The 19,027-nt window shown below is 66.4% G+C and carries 16 protein-coding genes and 1 riboswitch; of the genes, 13 read left to right on the top strand and 3 right to left on the bottom strand.

The window, feature by feature from the left end:
• Positions 1 to 104: 104 nt before the first annotated feature.
• Positions 105 to 1,961 carry a dihydroxy-acid dehydratase gene (ilvD, locus tag AC1AUD_RS10940; protein WP_476574416.1) on the bottom strand — a complete coding sequence of 619 codons (1,857 nt, stop codon included), beginning with the start codon at positions 1,959 to 1,961 and terminating at the stop codon, positions 105 to 107.
• 161 nt (positions 1,962 to 2,122) lie between these two features.
• On the opposite strand from ilvD, the gene rpoZ reads away from it, so the two are divergent.
• From rpoZ to AC1AUD_RS10875, 13 genes are all read left to right on the top strand, one after another.
• On the top strand, positions 2,123 to 2,407 hold the full coding sequence (gene rpoZ / locus AC1AUD_RS10935) for a DNA-directed RNA polymerase subunit omega (protein WP_476574415.1): 285 nt from the start codon (positions 2,123 to 2,125) through the stop codon (positions 2,405 to 2,407).
• Positions 2,408 to 2,483: 76 nt separating this feature from the next.
• Positions 2,484 to 2,541, top strand: a riboswitch (SAM riboswitch).
• Positions 2,537 to 3,754, top strand: coding sequence for a methionine adenosyltransferase (metK, locus tag AC1AUD_RS10930; RefSeq protein WP_476574414.1), 1,218 nt, complete (start codon positions 2,537 to 2,539; stop codon positions 3,752 to 3,754). Its footprint overlaps the riboswitch before it by 5 nt.
• A gap of 158 nt (positions 3,755 to 3,912) precedes the next feature.
• The gene (locus AC1AUD_RS10925; protein ID WP_476574413.1) at positions 3,913 to 5,190 is read left to right on the top strand and encodes a class I SAM-dependent methyltransferase; all 1,278 of its coding nucleotides are present in this window, start codon (positions 3,913 to 3,915) and stop codon (positions 5,188 to 5,190) included.
• A gap of 22 nt (positions 5,191 to 5,212) precedes the next feature.
• Complete coding sequence (locus AC1AUD_RS10920; protein ID WP_476574412.1) at positions 5,213 to 7,504, top strand: primosomal protein N' family DNA-binding protein; 2,292 nt, start codon at positions 5,213 to 5,215, stop codon at positions 7,502 to 7,504.
• Between the two features lie 80 nt (positions 7,505 to 7,584).
• A complete protein-coding gene (locus AC1AUD_RS10915) occupies positions 7,585 to 9,060 on the top strand; it encodes a glycine--tRNA ligase (RefSeq protein WP_476574411.1) in 1,476 nt (491 codons plus the stop codon).
• 200 nt (positions 9,061 to 9,260) lie between these two features.
• On the top strand, positions 9,261 to 10,607 hold the full coding sequence (gene dusB / locus AC1AUD_RS10910) for a tRNA dihydrouridine synthase DusB (protein WP_476574410.1): 1,347 nt from the start codon (positions 9,261 to 9,263) through the stop codon (positions 10,605 to 10,607).
• 153 nt (positions 10,608 to 10,760) lie between these two features.
• Positions 10,761 to 11,972, top strand: coding sequence for a cell division protein FtsZ (gene ftsZ / locus AC1AUD_RS10905; RefSeq protein ID WP_476574409.1), 1,212 nt, complete (start codon positions 10,761 to 10,763; stop codon positions 11,970 to 11,972).
• Between the two features lie 17 nt (positions 11,973 to 11,989).
• Entirely contained in the window at positions 11,990 to 12,466 is a 477-nt protein-coding gene (locus AC1AUD_RS10900) for a cell division protein SepF (RefSeq protein WP_476574408.1), read from the top strand.
• 72 nt (positions 12,467 to 12,538) lie between these two features.
• Positions 12,539 to 12,820 carry a YggT family protein gene (locus AC1AUD_RS10895; RefSeq protein ID WP_476574407.1) on the top strand — a complete coding sequence of 94 codons (282 nt, stop codon included), beginning with the start codon at positions 12,539 to 12,541 and terminating at the stop codon, positions 12,818 to 12,820.
• A 116-nt stretch (positions 12,821 to 12,936) separates the two neighbouring features.
• Positions 12,937 to 14,430: a DivIVA domain-containing protein gene (locus AC1AUD_RS10890; protein ID WP_476574406.1), complete on the top strand. Its 1,494-nt coding sequence runs from the start codon at positions 12,937 to 12,939 to the stop codon at positions 14,428 to 14,430.
• A gap of 18 nt (positions 14,431 to 14,448) precedes the next feature.
• Positions 14,449 to 15,069 (top strand): signal peptidase II, encoded by a 621-nt coding sequence (locus AC1AUD_RS10885; RefSeq protein WP_476574405.1) that lies wholly within the window; start codon positions 14,449 to 14,451, stop codon positions 15,067 to 15,069.
• A complete protein-coding gene (locus AC1AUD_RS10880) occupies positions 15,069 to 16,013 on the top strand; it encodes an RluA family pseudouridine synthase (RefSeq protein WP_476574404.1) in 945 nt (314 codons plus the stop codon). Before AC1AUD_RS10885 ends, AC1AUD_RS10880 begins: the two co-directional genes overlap by 1 nt.
• Before the next feature lie 53 nt (positions 16,014 to 16,066).
• Entirely contained in the window at positions 16,067 to 16,690 is a 624-nt protein-coding gene (locus tag AC1AUD_RS10875) for an isochorismatase family protein (protein WP_476574403.1), read from the top strand.
• Positions 16,691 to 16,740: 50 nt separating this feature from the next.
• Here AC1AUD_RS10875 and AC1AUD_RS10870 read toward each other — a convergent pair whose 3' ends face one another.
• Both AC1AUD_RS10870 and AC1AUD_RS10865 read right to left on the bottom strand, forming a co-directional pair.
• Positions 16,741 to 17,436 carry a response regulator transcription factor gene (locus AC1AUD_RS10870; RefSeq protein ID WP_476574402.1) on the bottom strand — a complete coding sequence of 232 codons (696 nt, stop codon included), beginning with the start codon at positions 17,434 to 17,436 and terminating at the stop codon, positions 16,741 to 16,743.
• 1 nt (position 17,437) lies between these two features.
• The gene (locus AC1AUD_RS10865) at positions 17,438 to 18,793 is read right to left on the bottom strand and encodes a sensor histidine kinase (RefSeq protein ID WP_476574434.1); all 1,356 of its coding nucleotides are present in this window, start codon (positions 18,791 to 18,793) and stop codon (positions 17,438 to 17,440) included.
• Positions 18,794 to 19,027 lie beyond the last annotated feature (234 nt).

The raw sequence follows: 19,027 nt of genomic DNA, 5'->3' as shown, positions 1-19,027 counted from the left end.
AAACTTGTCATCCTGAGCGAGCGGAGCGAGTCGAAGGATCTCGTAAACAAGAACGCCGACTGGCAATGCCAGCCGGCGTTCTTTCGTCTATAAGCGACTCAGGCTCAGGCGAGTCCCGAAAGCCTATTGATCAGCTCCGGGTCCCTGGTGGCACCCTTGTCCGCGGAGCGGGCGAAGGCGGCATACGCCTTGAGCGCCTGGCTCACATGGCGGTCGCGGTGGGCCACATAGCCGTCGCCGGCTTCGAGCTCGGCGCGGCGCTCGGCCAGCTGGTCGTCGGTCAGCTCCACGTTCACCGAACGGTTCTCGATGTCGATATCGATGATGTCGCCGGTCTTGATGAGCGCGATCGGTCCCTTGTTCGCGGCCTCGGGGGCGATGTGGCCGATGGCCAGGCCGGAGGAGCCGCCGGAGTAGCGGCCGTCGGTGAGCATGGCGACCTGCTTGCCGATGCCCTTGCCCTTGACGAAGGAGGTCGGGTAGAGCATCTCCTGCATGCCCGGGCCGCCCTTCGGGCCCTCGTAGCGGATGACAAGCGCCATGCCGGGCTTCAGGGTGTCGTTGAGGATGACCTCGATGGCCTGCTCCTGCGATTCGACGACCAGCGCCGGTCCGCGGAACTTCCAGATCTCCTCGGGCACACCCGCGGTCTTGACCACGCAGCCGTCGGGCGCGAGGTTGCCGCGCAGCACGGCCAGACCACCTTCGTGGATCTCCGGATGGTCGATGTCGTGGATGGCGCCGTTGACGCGGTCGGTGTCGAGCGAATCGAACAGGGTCTCATGCGTCCACGGTTCGGGGGAGACGATATGGCCCGGAGCCGCCAGATACATGTGCCTGGCTTCCTCGGTGCAGGTGGGGCGCATGACGTCCCAATCGTTGAGCTTGTCCTCGAGCGTCCTGTAGTCGATGGAATGCACGTCGCGGTGCAGCTTGCCGGCGCGGTCGAGCTCGCCCAGGATGCCGGTGATGCCGCCGGCGCGATGCACGTCGGAGATCTCCCACTTGCCGGAGGGGCTGGCCTTGCAGATGCAGGGCACGGTGTGGCTGATGCGCTCGATGTCGTCGAGCGTGAAGTCCACGTCGGCGCTCTGCGCCATGGCGAGGATATGCAGCACGGTGTTGGTGGAGCCGCCCATGGCCACATCCATGGTCATCGCGTTCTCGAAGGCCTTCTTGGTGGCGATGGAGCGCGGCAGCACGGAGGCGTCGTCCTCGTCGTAGTACTGGTGCGCGATCTTGACGACCTGTTGCGCGGCGCGCTTGAACAGGTCCTTGCGGAAGCCATGGGAGGCCAGGATGGTGCCGTTGCCGGGCAGGGCCAGGCCGATGGCCTCGGTCAGGCAGTTCATCGAGTTGGCCGTGAACATGCCGGCGCAGGAGCCGCAGGTGGGGCACACGGTCTTCTCGTAGGCCAGCAGGTCCTCCTCGGACACGTTGTCGTCGGCGGTGGCATACATCACGGAGATGAGGTCGGTGTTCTTCTTCACGGTGCCGTCGGCCAGCACGGTGGTGCCGGCCTCCATCGGGCCGCCGGAGACGAAGACGGTGGGGATGTTCAGGCGCAGCGCGGCCATGAGCATGCCCGGCACCACCTTGTCGCAGTTCGGGATGCAGATCAGCGCGTCGGCGCAGTGCGCGTTGCACTGGTATTCGACGGTGTCGGCGATGATGTCGCGGCTCGGCAGCGAGTAGAGCATGCCGGTGTGGCCCATGGCGATGCCGTCGTCGACGGCCATCGTGTTGAACTCGCGCGGGATGCCGCCGGCCTCCTTGATGGCGTCGGAGACGATGCGTCCCACCTTGTTGAGGTGCACGTGTCCGGGCAGGAACTCGTCGAAGGAGTTGGCGATGGCGATGATCGGCTTCTTGCCCATATCGTCGCCGCTGACGCCCGCCGCACGGTAGAGGGCTCGCGCGCCTGCGAAGACGCGACCTTTCATGATTTTTTCAGAGCGCATTTCCATGCCTTCCATTCAAGTCCTCCAACGGGACACTCCCAAGCCGCCACCCACATGGTGGAATGGCCGCGCACGCAAGGCGGGGCATGGGAACAGGTCCGGCGCCGCGGCTATAATCCACTTGGCTTGACCTAAAGGAACACGCGCGTAGGAGAATTCACATGGCTTTTGGCACCGCACCCACCCCGACCGGACTTGCGAACCCGCCGATCGACGATCTCATGGAGCACGCCGACTCGAAGTACGCGCTCGCGATCTTCGCGGCCAAGCGCGCGCGCCAGATCAACTCCTATTTCACCCAGCTCAACGAGGGCCTGCTGCAGAACGTGGGCCCGCTGGTCGAATACCAGAACCAGGAGAAGCCGCTGTCGATCGCGTTCCGCGAGATCAACGACGGCCTGCTCGAGGAGACGCTCGGCGAGGACGATATGAGCGAGGGCAACTGACCGTCGGTTTCGCCCTCGACGTAACTTTTCAGGTCGCCGTCTTGCCTGCGGGCAAGGCGGCGACTATTTTTATCGCCGTATCATTGTGCCCCGCCATGCGCGGGGCGATAAGTCCGAAAGAGGGATGATATGACAGAACGCAAGCTGATCTCCGCCGAGTCGGTGACCGAGGGGCACCCCGACAAGGTCTGCGATCAGATTTCCGACGCGATCCTCGACGATCTGCTGGCCCAGGATCCCACCTCCCATGTCGCCGTCGAGACCTGCGCGGCCACCGGCGTGTTCATGGTGTTCGGCGAGGTGACGAGCGAGGGATACGTCGACGTGCAGTCCAAGGTGCGCGAGGTGCTGCGGCGCATCGGCTACACCTCCTCCGAAGTGGGGCTCGACGCCGACTCCTGCGGTGTGGTCGTGGCCATCACCGGGCAGAGCGCCGAGATCAACCAAGGCGTGCGCCGGCTGGCGGGGGACAGGGAATCCACCGCCAGCCGCGAGGAGCGATATGAGGCGCAGGGCGCCGGCGATCAGGGCGTGATGTTCGGATACGCCACCGACGAGACGAAGACGCTGATGCCGCTGCCGATCTATCTGGCGCACCGTCTCGCCTTCCGCCTGGCGCAGGTGCGCAAAAGCGGCGAGGTGCCGCATCTGCGCCCCGACGGCAAGACCCAGGTGACCGTCGAATACGACGCCGACGACCGCCCGATGCGCATCGACACCGTGCTGATCTCCACCCAGCATGATCCCGAGGCCACGCGGGAGTGGCTGGCCTCGCAATTGAAGGAGCATGTCATCGACCCGGTGCTCGACGAGGCCCTGGGCGACGGGGTGCGTCATGACGATTACCGCCAGCTGGTCAACCCGACCGGTTCCTTCGTGCTCGGCGGCCCGGCCGCGGACGCCGGACTGACCGGACGCAAGATCATCGTCGACACCTATGGCGGCGCGGCCCATCATGGCGGCGGCGCCTTCTCCGGCAAGGACCCGAGCAAGGTCGACCGTTCCGCCGCCTATGCGACGCGCTGGGTGGCCAAGAACATCGTCGCCGCCGGGCTGGCGCACAAGGTCGAGGTGCAGGTGGCCTATGCCATCGGCGTCGCCGAACCGGTCAGCGTCAACGTCGAGACCTTCGGCTCCGAGATCGGCGTGACCCGCGGGCAGATCGCCGCCGCCGTGCGCAAGGTCTTCGACCTGCGCCCCGCCGCCATCATCGACGAGCTCGACCTGAAGCGTCCGATCTACGAGGAGACCGCCGCATACGGCCATTTCGGACGCGACGACGCCGAATTCCCCTGGGAGCGCACCGACAGGGTCGACGAACTCAAGGCGGCCATCGCCGCGCTGTGATGTGACATCCTTTCCGCGGGCCCGACCGGCACTCACCGGTCGGGCCCGCGTCATATTCGAGGAAATATCCTCTGCGAGAAAACCGGCGTTTCCTTGAGAAAGCGGTACTACGCTTCACCTGTGGTTTGGTGTTTTTCTAGGGGTCGGGAGGTTCATCTATGTCCGGTATGTCCGTATGCGATATGGTCGCCTTGTTCCTCAAGGACGACACTCCGCTGAGAATCGACGCCTTCGACGGATCGTCCTTCGGTCCGTCCGACGCTCCGCTGCATCTGGTCGTGCGCAATTCGCGCGCCGTGTATTACATGGTCGACAATCCTAACGAACTGGGATTGGCACGCGCCTATCTGCAGGGCGACATCGATTCGCCGGATCTGAAGCCCGGCGATCCCTACGAGGTGTTCAAACAGCTGACCTCGCTCAAGGGCCATACGCGCAGGCCCAATCCCGCCGGTCTGGCGCGGGCATTGGCGACCGTCGCTTCGCACGGCATCCATCATCCGGCGGCGCCCTCGATCGAAGGGCCGAGCAAGTTGAAGCGTCTCGCCGAGGGGCTGACGCCGCATTCGAAGGCCGGCGACGCTGCCACGGTCAGCTATCACTACGACCAGTCGAACGACTTCTACCGCATGTTCCTGGGTCCCTCCATGACCTATACCTGCGCGGTGTTCGACTCGCCCAACGACACGCTCGAAGAGGCGCAGAAGCGCAAGCTCGACCTCGTGCTCGACAAACTGAACCTGAAGCCCGGCGACCGGCTGCTCGACATCGGCTGCGGCTGGGGCTCGATGGAGATCGAGGCCGCCAAGCGCGGCATCCATGTGCTCGGCGTGACGCTGGCCGAGGAGCAGGTCGCCTGGGGCCAGGATTGGATCCGCCGAGAAGGTCTGGAGGATCTCGCCGAGATCCGACTCATGGACTACCGCGACGTGCCCGAGGGCGATTTCGACGGCATCTGCTCGCTGGGCATGATGGAGCATGTCGGCGTCAGGCATTACCCGGCCTACTTCCAGGAGATCTACGACAAGCTCAAGCCCGAGGGCATGCTGCTCAACCATCAGATCACGCGCACGAACTCCTATGTGGGCAAATCGGCCGGTCCGTTCATCGACCGGTATATCTTCCCCGACGGCGAGCTCGCCTCTCCGGGCGAGATCGAGACGAAGATCCACGACACCGGCTTCGAGGTGATCCATGAGGAGAACCTGCGCCAGCATTACGCGATGACCCTGCACCGCTGGAACGCCAACCTGCAGGAGCACTGGAGCGAGGCGGCCGCGATGGTCGGCGAGCCCAAGGCCCGCCTGTGGGGCCTCTACATGGCCGGATGCGCGCTCAACTTCGAGCTCAACACCATCCAGATCCACCAATACCTCTGCGTCAAGCCGCCGGTCGGCCACGGCGCCACCTATCCTCTTCGTCCTTGGTGGCTCTGAAGCGATAAGTATCATGTAATCCATGAGCACGATGGACGCCGAGCAGCCGGCGCTTGACGGGCTGGCCCCGCGCAAGCGCCGGCGCCGCGCGCCCACGGTCCACACGCCGGCGGCGGAAAACCCGATCGCCCGCGTCGTGCTCGATGTGCAGGCCACGCATCTGGGCCAGACCTTCGACTATCTCGTCGACGAGCGGCAATCCGAGGATGCCCGCCCCGGCGCGCTGGTGCGCGTGCGATTCGGCGGCCGCCGTGTGTCCGGCGTGATATGGGAACGCGCTTCGCAAAGCCACACCGCCGCCTCGGCCCTGCGATATCTCGAGCGTGTGCTGAGCCCCGATATCCTCGTGCCCGAATCCCTGCGCGGCGACATCGCCGCCATCGCCGACGCCTATGGCGGCACGCGCGCCAATATCCTGCGCCTCGCCGTGCCTCCGCGCGTGGCCAAGGTGGAGGCCGAACAACGGTTGGTCTCCTCGTTCTCACGGCCCCCGGTCGGCGGCGAATGCAATGGCAGCGCCCAGGACGAGGCCCTGAGCCATGCCGATGCCGCCATGTTCGCCTCCTATGACCGTGCGGCGCGCCTGCATAACGCCCTGCGCTCCACCGGATTCGCATCCTTCGTCCTCGACCCGTTGCCAGGCGTCGGCCAGGCCGCCCGATGCCTGGCGTGGATGGCCGCGACCGCGCTCGCCGCGGGCCGCCCGGCCGTGGTCGTGCTGCCCGGCGTCAAGGAGACCGAGGACGTGATGGCCGCCCTGCGTGCGCTGGGACTCAAGCCCTTCGCCCCGCCGAAGGGCGGCGAGAACACCGGGGCCGGCGGCTGGCGCGGCGATGTGGCCGTGCTGAACGCCCAGATGCCGGCCGCCGACCGATACCGGGCCTATTTCGCGGCCGCCACCGGGCAGGTCCGCTGCGTGATCGGCTCGCGCGCCGCCATGTACGCTCCGGTCGAGGGGCCGGCCCTGTTCGCCATCATGGACGACATCGCCTATCAGCAGGCCGACGGCATGATGCCCTATGCGCAGGCGCGCGGCGTGCTGCGGCTGCGGGCCCGTCGGCGCGGCGGCGTGTTCGTCGCGCTTGCCAACGCGCGCAGCCCGATCAGCCAACGCGAGGTCGCGGGGCGGCTGGAGGACATCGAGCTGACCGGCCCTTCCGAGGCCATCCGCCCGTTGCCGACCGTGGCCAAGGACGTCAGCCCGTGGATCCGCTGGCTCAACCGCGCCGAGCTGGCGCGTCTGGCCGACCCGAGCATCGGCGCGCGCGTGCCGCACACCGCCGTCGCCAACATCCGGCAGGCCCTCGATGCCGGGCCCGTGCTGTTCTCGATTCCCGCCGACGGCGTGGCCGATGCGCTCAGCTGCGCCAAGTGCCTGCGCCAGGCCCGCTGTCCGCGCTGCACCGGGCCTCTGGAACATGCCGCCGGCGCGCGTGTGCCGCGCTGCCGCTGGTGCGGCAAGGCCGCGGTCAACTGGGTCTGCCCGCATTGCCAAGGCGAACGACTGAGGGTCGTGCGCGTCGGCGCGGCCGGCACCGCGGCCGAATTGCAGGGACTGTTCCGCGGCGTGCGCATCGTGCTGTCGAGTCCTTCGCAGCCCGGGGGAGTGGTGCGAGAGATTCCGGCGGGACCGATGATCGCCGTGGCCACGCCCGGCGCCGAGCCGCGGGTGCGCACGCCGGGCGGGCTGGACGGCGAATATGCCGCCGTGGCCGTGCTCGACGCCTGGACGAGCCTGTACAAACCCGGGGTGGATGCGCGCGTCGACACGCTGGCCGACTGGATGCGGGCCGTCTCGCTGTGCGCGCCCAGGGCGCGCGGCGGCCAGGCCCTGCTGCTGGGGGAAAGCGACCCCGTCATCGCGCAGTCGCTGATGTTGTGGGATTCGTCGCTGCTGGCCGCCCGCGAACTGGCGGAACGGGCCGAGACCGGGCTGCCGCCGGCGTTGGCGGCCGCCTGCGTGTGGGGCCGGCGCGACGCCGTGGGCGGTTTGCTGCGCCACGTCGGCGCGCTCGGCGGCGATATGGCCGTCGTGCTCGCGGCTCCATCGGCCGGGGAGGGGGGCGCGTCGAACGGCGCTCCGGCGGCGATGGACCTGCCCGCCGTGCTGGGACCTGTGCCGATACCACAGCCGCGCACCGTCGACGCACGCGAACTCGAGGGAACCGCCGACCGCGTCAAGGCGGTCGTGCGCGCGCCCATATCCTGCCGCGCCGAGCTGGCCGAGCGTCTGCGCCGCGAGGTGGCGCGCCACGTCGCCTCGCGCGAACGCGGCGAGCTGCGGTTCCAACTCGATCCCAAGGACCTGATCTGACGCCGCGCCGTGTCAGACAGTGACGGTATTGTGGGGCGGTTGTAACCAGACCCCAAACCGTTCAAACCAGAAGGTGCATTGTGGCTCAGTCCAAACTCGATGAAGTCGTCTCCCTCGCCAAACGCCGCGGATTCGTGTTCCCCGCCGGCGAGATCTACGGCGGCACCCGTTCCGCATGGGACTACGGTCCCCTCGGCGTGGCGCTGAAGGACAACATCAAGCGCGAATGGTGGCGTTCGATGGTCGTCACGCGCGGCGACGTCGTCGGCGTGGACACCTCCATCATCCTGCCGCCGGCCGTGTGGGTGGCCTCGGGACATGTGAGCGTGTTCAACGATCCGCTCGTCGAATGCCTCAACTGCCACAAGCGCAACCGCGCCGACAAGCTCGAGGAATCCTATGCCGAGAAGCATGGCGACCAGCTGCCGGAGAACGGCCTCAAGGACATCGCGTGCCCCGACTGCGGCACCCGCGGCCAGTGGACCGAGCCGCGTGACTTCAATATGATGCTGCGCACGCATCTGGGACCGGTCGAGGACGAGAACAGCCTGCATTATCTGCGTCCCGAGACCGCGCAGGGCATCTTCGTGGACTTCAAGAACGTCATGACCTCCTCGCGCTCCAAGCCGCCGTTCGGCATCGCGAACATGGGCAAGTCCTTCCGCAACGAGATCACGCCCGGCAACTTCATCTTCCGCACCCGTGAGTTCGAGCAGATGGAGATGGAGTTCTTCGTCGAGCCCGGCACCGACGAGGACTGGCACCAGTATTGGATCGACGCGCGCACGCAGTGGTACATCGACCTCGGCGTCAAGCCGGAGAACCTGCGCCACTACGAGCATCCCAAGGAGAAGCTCTCCCACTACTCGAAGCGCACCGTCGACATCGAATACAAGTTCGGTTTCCAGGGCTCCGACTGGGGCGAGCTCGAGGGCATCGCCAACCGCACCGACTTCGACCTGACGGCCCATTCGAAGCACTCCGGCGAGGACCTGAGCTACTTCAACCAGGCCACCGGCGAGAAGTACATTCCCTATGTCATCGAACCGGCCGCCGGTCTGACCCGTTCCCTCATGTGCTTCCTCGTCGACGCCTACGACGTGGACGAGGCGCCGAACACCAAGGGCGGCGTCGACAAGCGCACGGTGCTGCGCCTCGATCCGCGCCTGGCCCCGGTCAAGGCCGCCGTGCTGCCGCTGAGCAAGAAGCCCGAGCTGCAGAACGTGGCCCAGAGGCTCGCCTCCGACCTGAGGCAGAACGAGTGGATGATCGACTACGACGAGGCCGGCGCCATCGGCCGCCGCTACCGCCGCGAGGACGAGATCGGCACCCCGCTGTGCATCACCGTCGACTTCGACACGCTCGATGACCAGGCCGTGACGATCCGCGACCGCGACACGATGGCCCAGGAACGCGTCGCGCTCGACAAGGTGCGCGATTACGTCGCCGAGCGCATCGGAGAGAAGCGCGTGTCCGTGCCGGCCAAGCCCGTCTCCATGGGCGGCGAGGCATGGCCGGAATCCGTCCATATCCAGGAAGCCGGCGGCCTCTACTGAGTTAACGGCCTCGTCACCCCATGACCGGAGCTCTCCTCTTGTCATTCCGAGTGAGCGAGCCCCCTTTTGTCATTCTGAGCGAGCGGAGTTCCGTTTCGTCATTCTGAGCGAGCGAAGCGAGTCGAAGAATCCCCATGCCCACCGCATCCGGATTCCCCGGCTCGCTTCGCTGGCATAACGGCGCTATGCAAAGGACAGCCATGCCTGAACACGAATATGTATATGACGTGCGCGAGGACTGCCGGACCGGGGAGGATCCGCGTTCGGGATCCTTCGGCTCCGCCCTGACGGGCTCCGCTCAGGATGACAAGAAGAGTGGTGCAGGCCCTGTTCAGGATGAGAACAAGGGCTATTCGGGCTCTGCTCAGGATGACGGGGAACATCGCGATGACAAAAAGCCGGTAATCGCGCCGGTGCGGCTCGGGAACATCACGGTGCCGACGCCCGTCGTGCTGTCTCCGATGGCGGGGGTGACGAACTGGCCGTTCCGCGTGATCTGCGAGGAATACGGTCCCGACGGCCTCTATGTCGCGGAGATGATCACGGCCCGCGCGTTGGTCGCCCGCAATCCCAAGGCGCTGCGCCTGACCCGTTTCGCGCCCAGCGAACGCGTCCGTTCGCTGCAGCTCTACGGCGTCAACCCCTCGATCACCGAACAGGCCGCCAGAATCGTCATCGACGAGGGCATGGCGGATCATGTCGACCTCAACTTCGGCTGCCCTGTGCCCAAGGTCACCCGCCGTGGCGGCGGCTCGGCCCTGCCATGGAAAACCGACATCTTCACCGAGCTGCTGCGCCGTGTCGTCGCCGTGTGCGAGCCGGCCGGGGTTCCGGTCACCGCGAAGATCAGGGTCGGCATCGACCATGCGCACGAGACCTTCCTCGAAGCCGGGCATATCGCCCAGGAGGAGGGGTGCGCCGCCGTCACGCTGCATGCGCGCACCACGGCCGAATATTACGGCGGACACTCCGACTGGTCCCGTATCGGCGAGCTCAAGACCGCCCTCGACATCCCGGTGTTCGGCAACGGGGATATCTGGGGCGCCGACGATGCGATTGCGATGATCCGCGAAACCGGCTGCGACGGCGTGGCCATCGGCCGCGGCTGCCAGGGCCGGCCATGGCTGTTCGCCGACATCAAGCGAGCCTTCGAGGGCTCCGACGAACGCATCAACCCCACGCTCGGCGAGGTGTGCGCGGTCATCGCGCGCCATGCGCGCCTGTTGGCCGAGTTCTACGACGGCGACGAGCGCATGGCCGTGCATGATCTGCGCAAGCACATCGCCTGGTATTTGAAGGGCTTCCCGGTGGGCGGCTCGACGCGCAAGGCCTTCATGGAGTGCGAGACGCTCGCCGACGTGGAGCGCGAGATCGGCAGGCTCGATCCGTCGATCGTCTTCCCGCCGCGCGTGGTCGACAAGCCGCGCGGCCGCGTGCGCTTCGCCAAGAAGGTCCATCTGCCCTATGGATGGCTCGATTCGCGCACCACCACGCATGCCGAGCGGGAGGCCCTGTTCGGCGACGATCCGCTCGACGCCGGCTACTGAGCATCGCAGCCCGCCGACTCCATGGACGTCCGTGGGGACTCATGGGGAATCCTAGGGCCGAATGGGGCACACACGCCTGACGATATGCGTCGAAACGGCGTGCCCCTGCGCTATTGTTGGGCGTAACCGTGAAGTGTGGACAGGAGAATTGACGTGAGCGAGATTGCCCAGCCTGAGTTCAACGACAAGACCAATATCAAGGTCGTCGGTGTCGGTGGCGCCGGCGGCAACGCCGTCAACCGCATGATCGCAGAGGGACTGCAGAACGTCGAGTTCGTGGCGATCAACACCGATGCGAAGGATCTGCTGCGTTCCGACGCCGATGTGAAGATCTCGCTGTCCGATGCCTCCAGCCGAGGCCTGGGCGCCGGCGCCGACCCGGAGAAGGGCTGCAAGGCGGCGCAGGACCACCAGTCCGACATCGAGGAGTCCCTCAAGGGCGCCGACATGGTCTTCGTGACCTGCGGCGAGGGCGGCGGCACCGGCACCGGCGCCAGCCCGATCGTCGCGCGCGCGGCGAAGCAGCAGGGTGCCCTGACCATCGCCGTCGTCACGCGTCCGTTCTCCTTCGAAGGCCCGCAGCGCGCGGCCTCCGCCGATCTGGGCATCGACAATCTGCGCAACGAGGTCGATGCGCTGATCGTCATCCCCAACGACCGTCTGCTCGAGCTTTCCGATCGCACGATCAGCATCATGGACGCTTTCAAAACCGCGGACACGGCGCTGCTGGCGGGCGTGCAGGGCATCACGGACCTCATCACCTCCAATTCCTACATCCATGTCGACTTCTCCGATGTCACCGCCATCCTGCGGGGCGCGGGCACGGCCCTGTTCGGCATCGGCTCCGCGCGCGGCGAAGATCGCGCCACCCAGGCCGCCGAGCTGGCCATCAGCTCGCCGCTGCTCGAGGAGAGCATCGAAGGCGCCCACGGCGCGCTGATCAATGTGGCCGGCCCGACCGACATCGGCATCCAGGAGGCCTCCGCCGCCGTCGAGCTGGTGCGCAAGGCCATCCATCCCGAGGCGCAGATCATCTGGGGCCTGGCCCTCGACGACGCCTATGGCGACGAGGTGCGCATCACCGTCATCGCCGCCGGGTTCGATATGGCATCGAAGAAGGCCGGCGCGCAGCCGGCCGTCCAGCCCGTGGCCACGCCGGCCGCCGATGCCGCGGACAACGCCGGCAACGGCCGGTCCGGATCCTCCGAAGCGCAGCCCGGGGCCCAGGCCACGCCGACGGTGCCCGATTTCGCTCCGATCTCCGGCGATGCCGCCTCGATGCCGCTGGACGACTCGACCTCCGAGCACCCGGCCATCAGCGCCAACGATCCGGGCGACCTTGACATCCCCGACTTCCTTCGCTGAACCGAAAGGACACCGATATGGCAGGCTTCATGAAGAACGCGATGTCCTATCTGGGCATGACCGACGTGGCCGAGGACGATGACCTCCTCGACGAGGAGCCGGAGGCGAAGACCTCTTCCTTCGACTCGGACCACTCCGTCACGCCGATGTCGTCCGCCGCTCCGGCCGTGACCGCGCCCTCGGCCTCGCGCGAGTCGAATCCCTTCCAGAGCCGTGTCAGCCGCATCACGACGATCCACCCCAAGTCCTATGAGGACGCGCAGCTCGTCGGCCGCGCGATTCGCGACGGCGTGCCGGTCGTCCTCAATCTGACGGGCGTGGCCGAGGCCGTCGCCTATCGCATCGTCGACTTCTCCGCCGGCGTCGTCTTCGGCGTGCGCGGCTCCATCGAGCGCGTCACCCCGCGCGTGTTCCTCCTGAGCCCGGCCCAGGTGAACATCAAGGTCGAGGAGCCCTCCTCCGCCGGTTCCGCGCACGATTTGTTCGCCGACTGAGCCCCGTTCCGGCCCGCATCGCTTTCTTCAACGCGCCCGTGCTTTCGGGCGCGTTGTGTATTGTGGGGTGGCATGCTGCTTCTGCTGATTTCCCGCATCCTCGACGTTCTCATCGGCGCCTATATCATGGTGCTCTTCGCGCGCATGATCCTCGACTGGACCAGCATGCTCGCCCCGCGCTGGTATCCGCGCGGCATCGCCGCCTCGCTGATCGACATCGTCTACCGTCTCACGGAACCTCCGCTGCGCTGGCTGCGCCGCTACATCCCCCCGCTGCAGATGGGGCCGATCGCCTTCGACGTGAGCTTCATCGTCCTGTATTTCGCGCTGGTGGTGCTTCAGGTCATCCTATGACCGGGAACATGGCCCCGCATGGGGAATATGGCGGCCGCTGTGGGCGCAATGCGTGATAGAGTTGTGTGCTGATACCAACACAGCGAGGCACAGCCCCAAAGCGAGGTGTATGATTTATGGCTCTCTTGACGCCGCAGGACATTAGGACCCATACCTTCTCCACGGTCCGTTTCAAGGAAGGATACGACGTCGACGAGGTCGACGACTTCCTGGACCAGATCACGGAGACGGTCGAGGCGCTGGGCAAGCAGGCGGTCTCGGGCGGACAGGCGACCCAGTCGCTCGGCCCGGATGTCGCCGGACTGAACACGAAGATCTCCGAGCTGACCGCGCAGGTGCAGCAGCTCTCCCAGGAGAACGAAGGCCTCAAGGCCGCTCAGGCCGCCGCCTCCGGCGATGATGAAGCAGTCAAGGCCGCCCAGGAGATCGCGCAGGCCAATGCCGCCAAGCTTGCCGAGGCCGAGGAATCCAACCACACGCTGGCCGCGGCCAACGAGCAGCTCAAGGACCAGGCGGACCGTCTGTCCGCGCAGGTCGACCAGCTGACCGCTCAGGTGGCGCAGGCCTCCGGCGATCAGGACGCCGTCTCCCAGCAGATCGCCGCTGTCCAGTCCGAGCGTGATCAGTTCCGCGCCCAGAGAGAGGATCTGAGCCGTCAGCTCGCCGACGCGCAGCAGGCCGCCTCGCAGGTCGAGGACCTGACGCGTCAGCTCGCCGAGGCGCGCCAGCGCGAAGAGCAGCTGCGCGAGCAGGTGGCCAAGGTCGAGCCGAACACCGAGACCGGCAGCCTGCAGAAGATCGCCGGCGCCGCCGGCTCCGCGGCCTCCGACCCGGAGCGTGCCACCGCGATGCTCACGCTGGCCATGCAGCTGCACGACCAGTACGTCGACAAGGGCAAGGCCAAGGCCAAGGAGATCACCGACGCCAGCCAGGCCAAGTACGAGGAGCTGGTCACCAAGGCCAACGACTACTCCGACCGCACCCGCTCCGAGGCCGACCAGTACAACGAGCGCGTCCACACCGATGCTGATGCTTATTCGGCGAAGACCCGTTCCGATGCGGACGCCTATGCGGATCAGACGCATAAGGACGCCGACGCGTATTCCGCCCAGGTCCATCAGGATGCCGATGCTTATTCAGCGAAGACCCGTTCCGATGCGGACGCCTATGCGGATCAGACGCATAAGGACGCCGACGCGCAGTCCGCCCAGATCCATCAGGATGCGGATGCCTATTCGGCCAAGACCCGTCAGGAAGCCGACGAATACTCGGTCAGGACCCGTCAGGATGCCGACGTCTATTCGAAGGACAAGCACTCCGACGCCGATCAGTACGAGACCGACGTGCAGAACCGCGCCGCCGAGAACGACAGGAAGGTGCGCGCCGAGTCCGAGGAATACTCGAGGAACACGCGCAACGCCGCCGACGATTACGCCCAGCAGGTGCGCGACAACCTCGCCCAGCAGGCCAAGGTCGTCGAGGGCAACATCCAGGGCCTCAAGCAGTTCGAGACCGAATATCGCGCTCGCCTGACCGAGTTCCTCGGCCAGCTGGTCTCCCAGGTCACCGATACGAACAACTACGCCAGCACCGAGCAGGCGGGCAAGTGATCCGGGACTGACCTCGATATGGTCCATAAGGACAACCAAGGAAGACGGCTGCGCGTGCGCGCGGCCGTCTTCGCATGCATTGCGGTGGCCGCGCTGGCCATCGACCAACTCACCAAGATGTGGGCGCAGATCGCATTGGCCGACGGGCGGAGCGTGCGCGTCATCCCAGGCCTGCTGTCGTTCACGCTTGTGCATAATCCCGGCGCCTCGCTGGGCATGGGGTCCTCGGCGACATGGATGATCTCGCTGCTGGCCATCGCCGCCTGCGTCGTGCTCGCCGTGCTCGCCGTGCGCACGGTGTCGATGCGCTGGACCGCGCTGCTGTCATTGGCATTCGCCGGCGCGTTGGGCAATCTCATCGACCGCGTGGCCTATGCCGATGGTTTCCTCAATGGCAAGGTCGTCGATTTCCTTGACTACGGCTGGTCGGTGGGCAATGTCGCCGATGTCTTCCTCATGGCCGCGGGCATTGGCATCGTCGTCATGCTGGTGCTCGACGTGCCCTTCTCCGCCCGCTCCGTGGAGCGGCAGGAGCGGCTTGCCTCGCAGGTCCCGGATACGCCGGCTGAATCGGATGGCGGTGATCGATCCATTGCCGACGCGGCTGACGCAGCCGTCGCGCAGGAGCGTGATGCCTGATGCCGTCCCGCATGGTGCCCGCCCCCGACGCCCTCATCGGCAAGCGTTTTGATGTCGCCGTCTCCAAGATGCTCGGTGTGTCCCGTTCCAAGGCCGCCGACCTCATCGACTCCGGTCAGGCGCGCGTGCTTGGGCGCGATATCGCGCGTTCCGGCGCGCTGATGGCGGGGGATACCGTCGAATTCGATATCGCCGAGGAAATCCATGAGCCCGAGCCCATCTGCAACGACATGGCCGTCGTCTATGAGGACGAGGACGTGGTCGTGGTCGACAAGCCCGTGGGCGTCGCCGCGCATGCCTCGGTCGGCTGGACCGGCCCCACCGTGCTCGGTTCCTTGAGAGACCGCGGCGTGCATATCACTTCCTATGGCGCGGCGGGGCGCGAAGGCATCGTCTCCCGGCTTGACGTGGGCACCTCCGGCTTGATGCTCGTATGCAAATCCGAACTCGCCTATGTCGAGATGCGCCGGCAGTTCGCCGAGCATGAGGTCGTCAAAACCTACCATGCGCTTGCGCAAGGGCGTCTGAAGCAGAACAAAGCCACGATCGAGGCACCGATCGGGCGCGCCAAGGTCTCCGACTTCCGCTTCTGCGTCACGCCGGCGGGCAAACCAGCCGTCACCCATTGGGATGTGATGGAGCGCTTCGGCTCCGAGGCCACGCTGGTCAAGGTCAATCTGGAGACCGGGCGCACGCATCAGATCCGCGTGCATTTCTCCTCGATCGGGCACCCCCTGGTGGGGGACCCGATGTATGGCGCCAATCCCGTGTTGGCCGCCGCCCTTGGCCTCGAACGCCAGTGGCTGCACGCCACCCGCCTTGAGTTCCGACATCCGCGCACCCATGTGTGGACCACTGTTTGCGCGGAATATCCCGCGGATCTGTCTCACGCCCTCGACCTCATCCGCGCCCGCCATGCCGAGGACGACGATACTGTGAATTAAGACAGGTCGTGGAACGGAAACGGCCCTCTTCGAACAACGAAAACGAGGATGATATGACGCGCAGAGCTCTTATCGTGGTGGATGTGCAGCCGACTTTCTGCGAGGGAGGCGAACTCGGTGTGGACGGCGGCAATGCCGTCGCCGAGCGCATCGCCGCCTTCGTCGCGGCCCATCGCTCCGACTATGTCTACATCGCCACCACGCAGGACTGGCATATCGAACCGGGCTCGCACTGGTCCGACGAGCCCGACTTCGTCGACACTTGGCCCGTGCATGGCAAGGCGGGCACGCCGAACGCCGCGCTGCACCCGGCGATCGCGGCGCTCGGCATCGAGCACCATTTCAAGAAGGGCCAGTATTCGGCGGCGTATTCCGGTTTCGAAGGCATCGAGGACAATTCCGACGCCATCCAGACGCGCGCCGAGGTCGAGGCCGGGCTTGAGGCGGGGCATACGCTGGCCAATGCGCTCGCCGACGCCGATGTCAGCGCGGTCGATGTGGTCGGCATCGCCGAATCCCACTGCGTCAAGGAAACCGCGCTCGATGCGCAGCGCCTTGGCTACGACGTGCGTGTGTTCACCGATCTGACCGTGCCGGTTTCCGCGGAACTCGGCGAGGCGGCCCGCCGCGAGATGGCCGACGTCGACATCGAGCTCGTCGATTCCGCGCAGGCGTAGGAATCGCATTCCGACGGGGCGATTCCGGCTCTTACTTGTTATCCGCTCCGTTATCCGCGCGCCGGCAGATCCGCCCGCTCGACCAGCCGCGCCATCTGCACGCGTCCCATCGCGAGCTTGTCGCCGGCGCTCGACAGGTGCGCCTTCGCCGTGCGCTCCGAGATGAACATCTGTGCGGCGATTTCCGCATTCGTGCATCCCTCGGCGGCGAGCAGCACGGCTTGGCGCTCGCGTTCGGGCAACGCGTCGAGCAGGGCGCGGGCCGCGTCGCGCCGCGAGCGTGGCTGGGCGGCGTTGAGATCGCCGATCAGCTGGCGCTGGCTGGCGGTGTTGAATTGCGGCGCGCCCTCGGTCACGCCGATCACACGGCGGATGATGTCGTCCGGTGCGTCTGTTTTCGAGACAAAACCTTCCGCGCCCGCCTCCACCGCTCGTTCCACGGTGTTGCCGGGCGACAGCGAGGTCAGGATCAGCACATGAGGTGGCTGGGGCAGGGCGCGCATGCGACGTGTCGCCTCGATGCCATCGACCCCGGGCATGGCGATGTCCATCAGCACGACATCCGGATGCTCCTCGGCGGCGCGCGCCACGGCGTCCGCGCCATCGGTCGAGGTGGAGACGACGGCGATGCGGCCGTCGGAGTAGTCGGTGAGGATCAGGCTCATCGCCTGGCATATCATCGGATCGTCGTCGATGACGCTGACGCGCACGGGTGTCCCTTGTCTCGTTTCGCTCACGGATGCCATCTTACCTATCAGCGATGTGGCGGTGCTGGTCCGCACTCGCACGCCAAGGCAGATGCACGTCCAAGTGAAACGCGCCACGCTCGTCAAGTCCATGTCGGCAGGTGCCGCCGACCGACTGCGCACGGGCCGTCAGCCCTGCCAGACCTGCGCCGACATGCGCGGGGCGGGACGGCGAGGGGTCGGCGGAGGGGGTGTGGGCGCCGTCGGACATGGCGTCGGATACGGCATCGGCGACGGGGTTGGACGCGGTGCTGGCGGAGTTTTCGGATGTCGCCGGATTGGACAGATGCACGTGAATTCCCGAAGTGGGCGAGACATCCACCTCCAGCGAGACCGGCGCGCCGGGCGCGTGGCGGCGCGCATTCGTCAGCCCCTCCTGAATCGCCCGGTAGGCGACCTTGGCGGTGGCATCGTCCAGCTCGCTGAGCTGATGGATGTCGATCCATGTGTCCAATCGCATGCCGGCGGTGCGTGCCTGTCCGATGAGCTCTCCCAGCGATTCGCGCGTCAGCGCGGTTTCGTCTCCCGGAGCAAGCTGCTGCCATGCCGTGGCCGGGTGGCGCAGCATATCGATGATCGCATGCGCCTCGTCCAAGGCACCGGCGGCCTGACGGCGGATATCCTCGGCTTTGCTGGCGATGCGGCTTGAAGCCGGCGATTCACCGAGTTTGGTCGCCTCGGCCTGCAATGCGGAGGCGTTGAGCGCCAGCAATGACAACGAATGGGCCAACGTGTCATGCGCTTCCGCGGCGATGGCATCCGCCAGATGCTGGTCGTCGAGGTCGGATTGCAGCGTGGCCGCGTGCGTGGTGGCCGCGTCTGCCTGTGCCTTCGCGGTTTCGAGATTGGCCCGCGAACGGATATGCAATCCGACAAGCGTGGCGATTGTCACCTCGATCACGGCGAACACGCCTGCCGTGACCAGAATCGTCGTCTCATCGGTGAGCATGGCGATGGGCACGCCGTTCCGCCCGGTGTGCGGTTTGGCGAAGATCATATGCCATATCGAGGCGTCGGCCGTCTGCAAGGCATCCCGCAGCTGCGCATAGACGGCCACGCCTGCGCCTGCGGCGATCGCGCGCACTGTGCGCGTATGCGACGAACGCCGCGCCAACAGCGAGGCCAGCGCCATCATCGCCATCAACGGATCGTAGGGGAACACGACGGTGACCGCGCAGCAAACCCAGAACACCGGTTCGGGATGGCGGTCGCGTAGCAACAGCAGGAACGGGAACACAAACCCCAGCAACGTCGCCAGAATCATCCACACGAACCGGCCGCCCTGGGGCGGATGCATATAGGGCTGCGCCGCGAACGACACCTGCGCCAGACACATGAACGCCGCCAGCGGCACCATGATGGCCGAGCACCACCAGCGGGAACGCACCGGCACCTCGTCATTGACGGCAAATCCCGGCATCCGGCCGTTCCCTGTGGGCATGCCGTTGCCAACGGCGGTCATACGACCTTCGTCTCGTTCGCTCATGCCGTCCACTCTATTGCCCCGCGTCACCCGCCGCCATTGGCCGGCCGGGCATGTCCCCGGGACCCGCGTTGCCCGAAGGTGCACCCCGATATGGCCGTTCGTACA

This window comes from Bifidobacterium sp. LH_730 (genome assembly GCF_056355835.1).
This window is presented reverse-complemented; position numbering and strand designations above follow the sequence as displayed.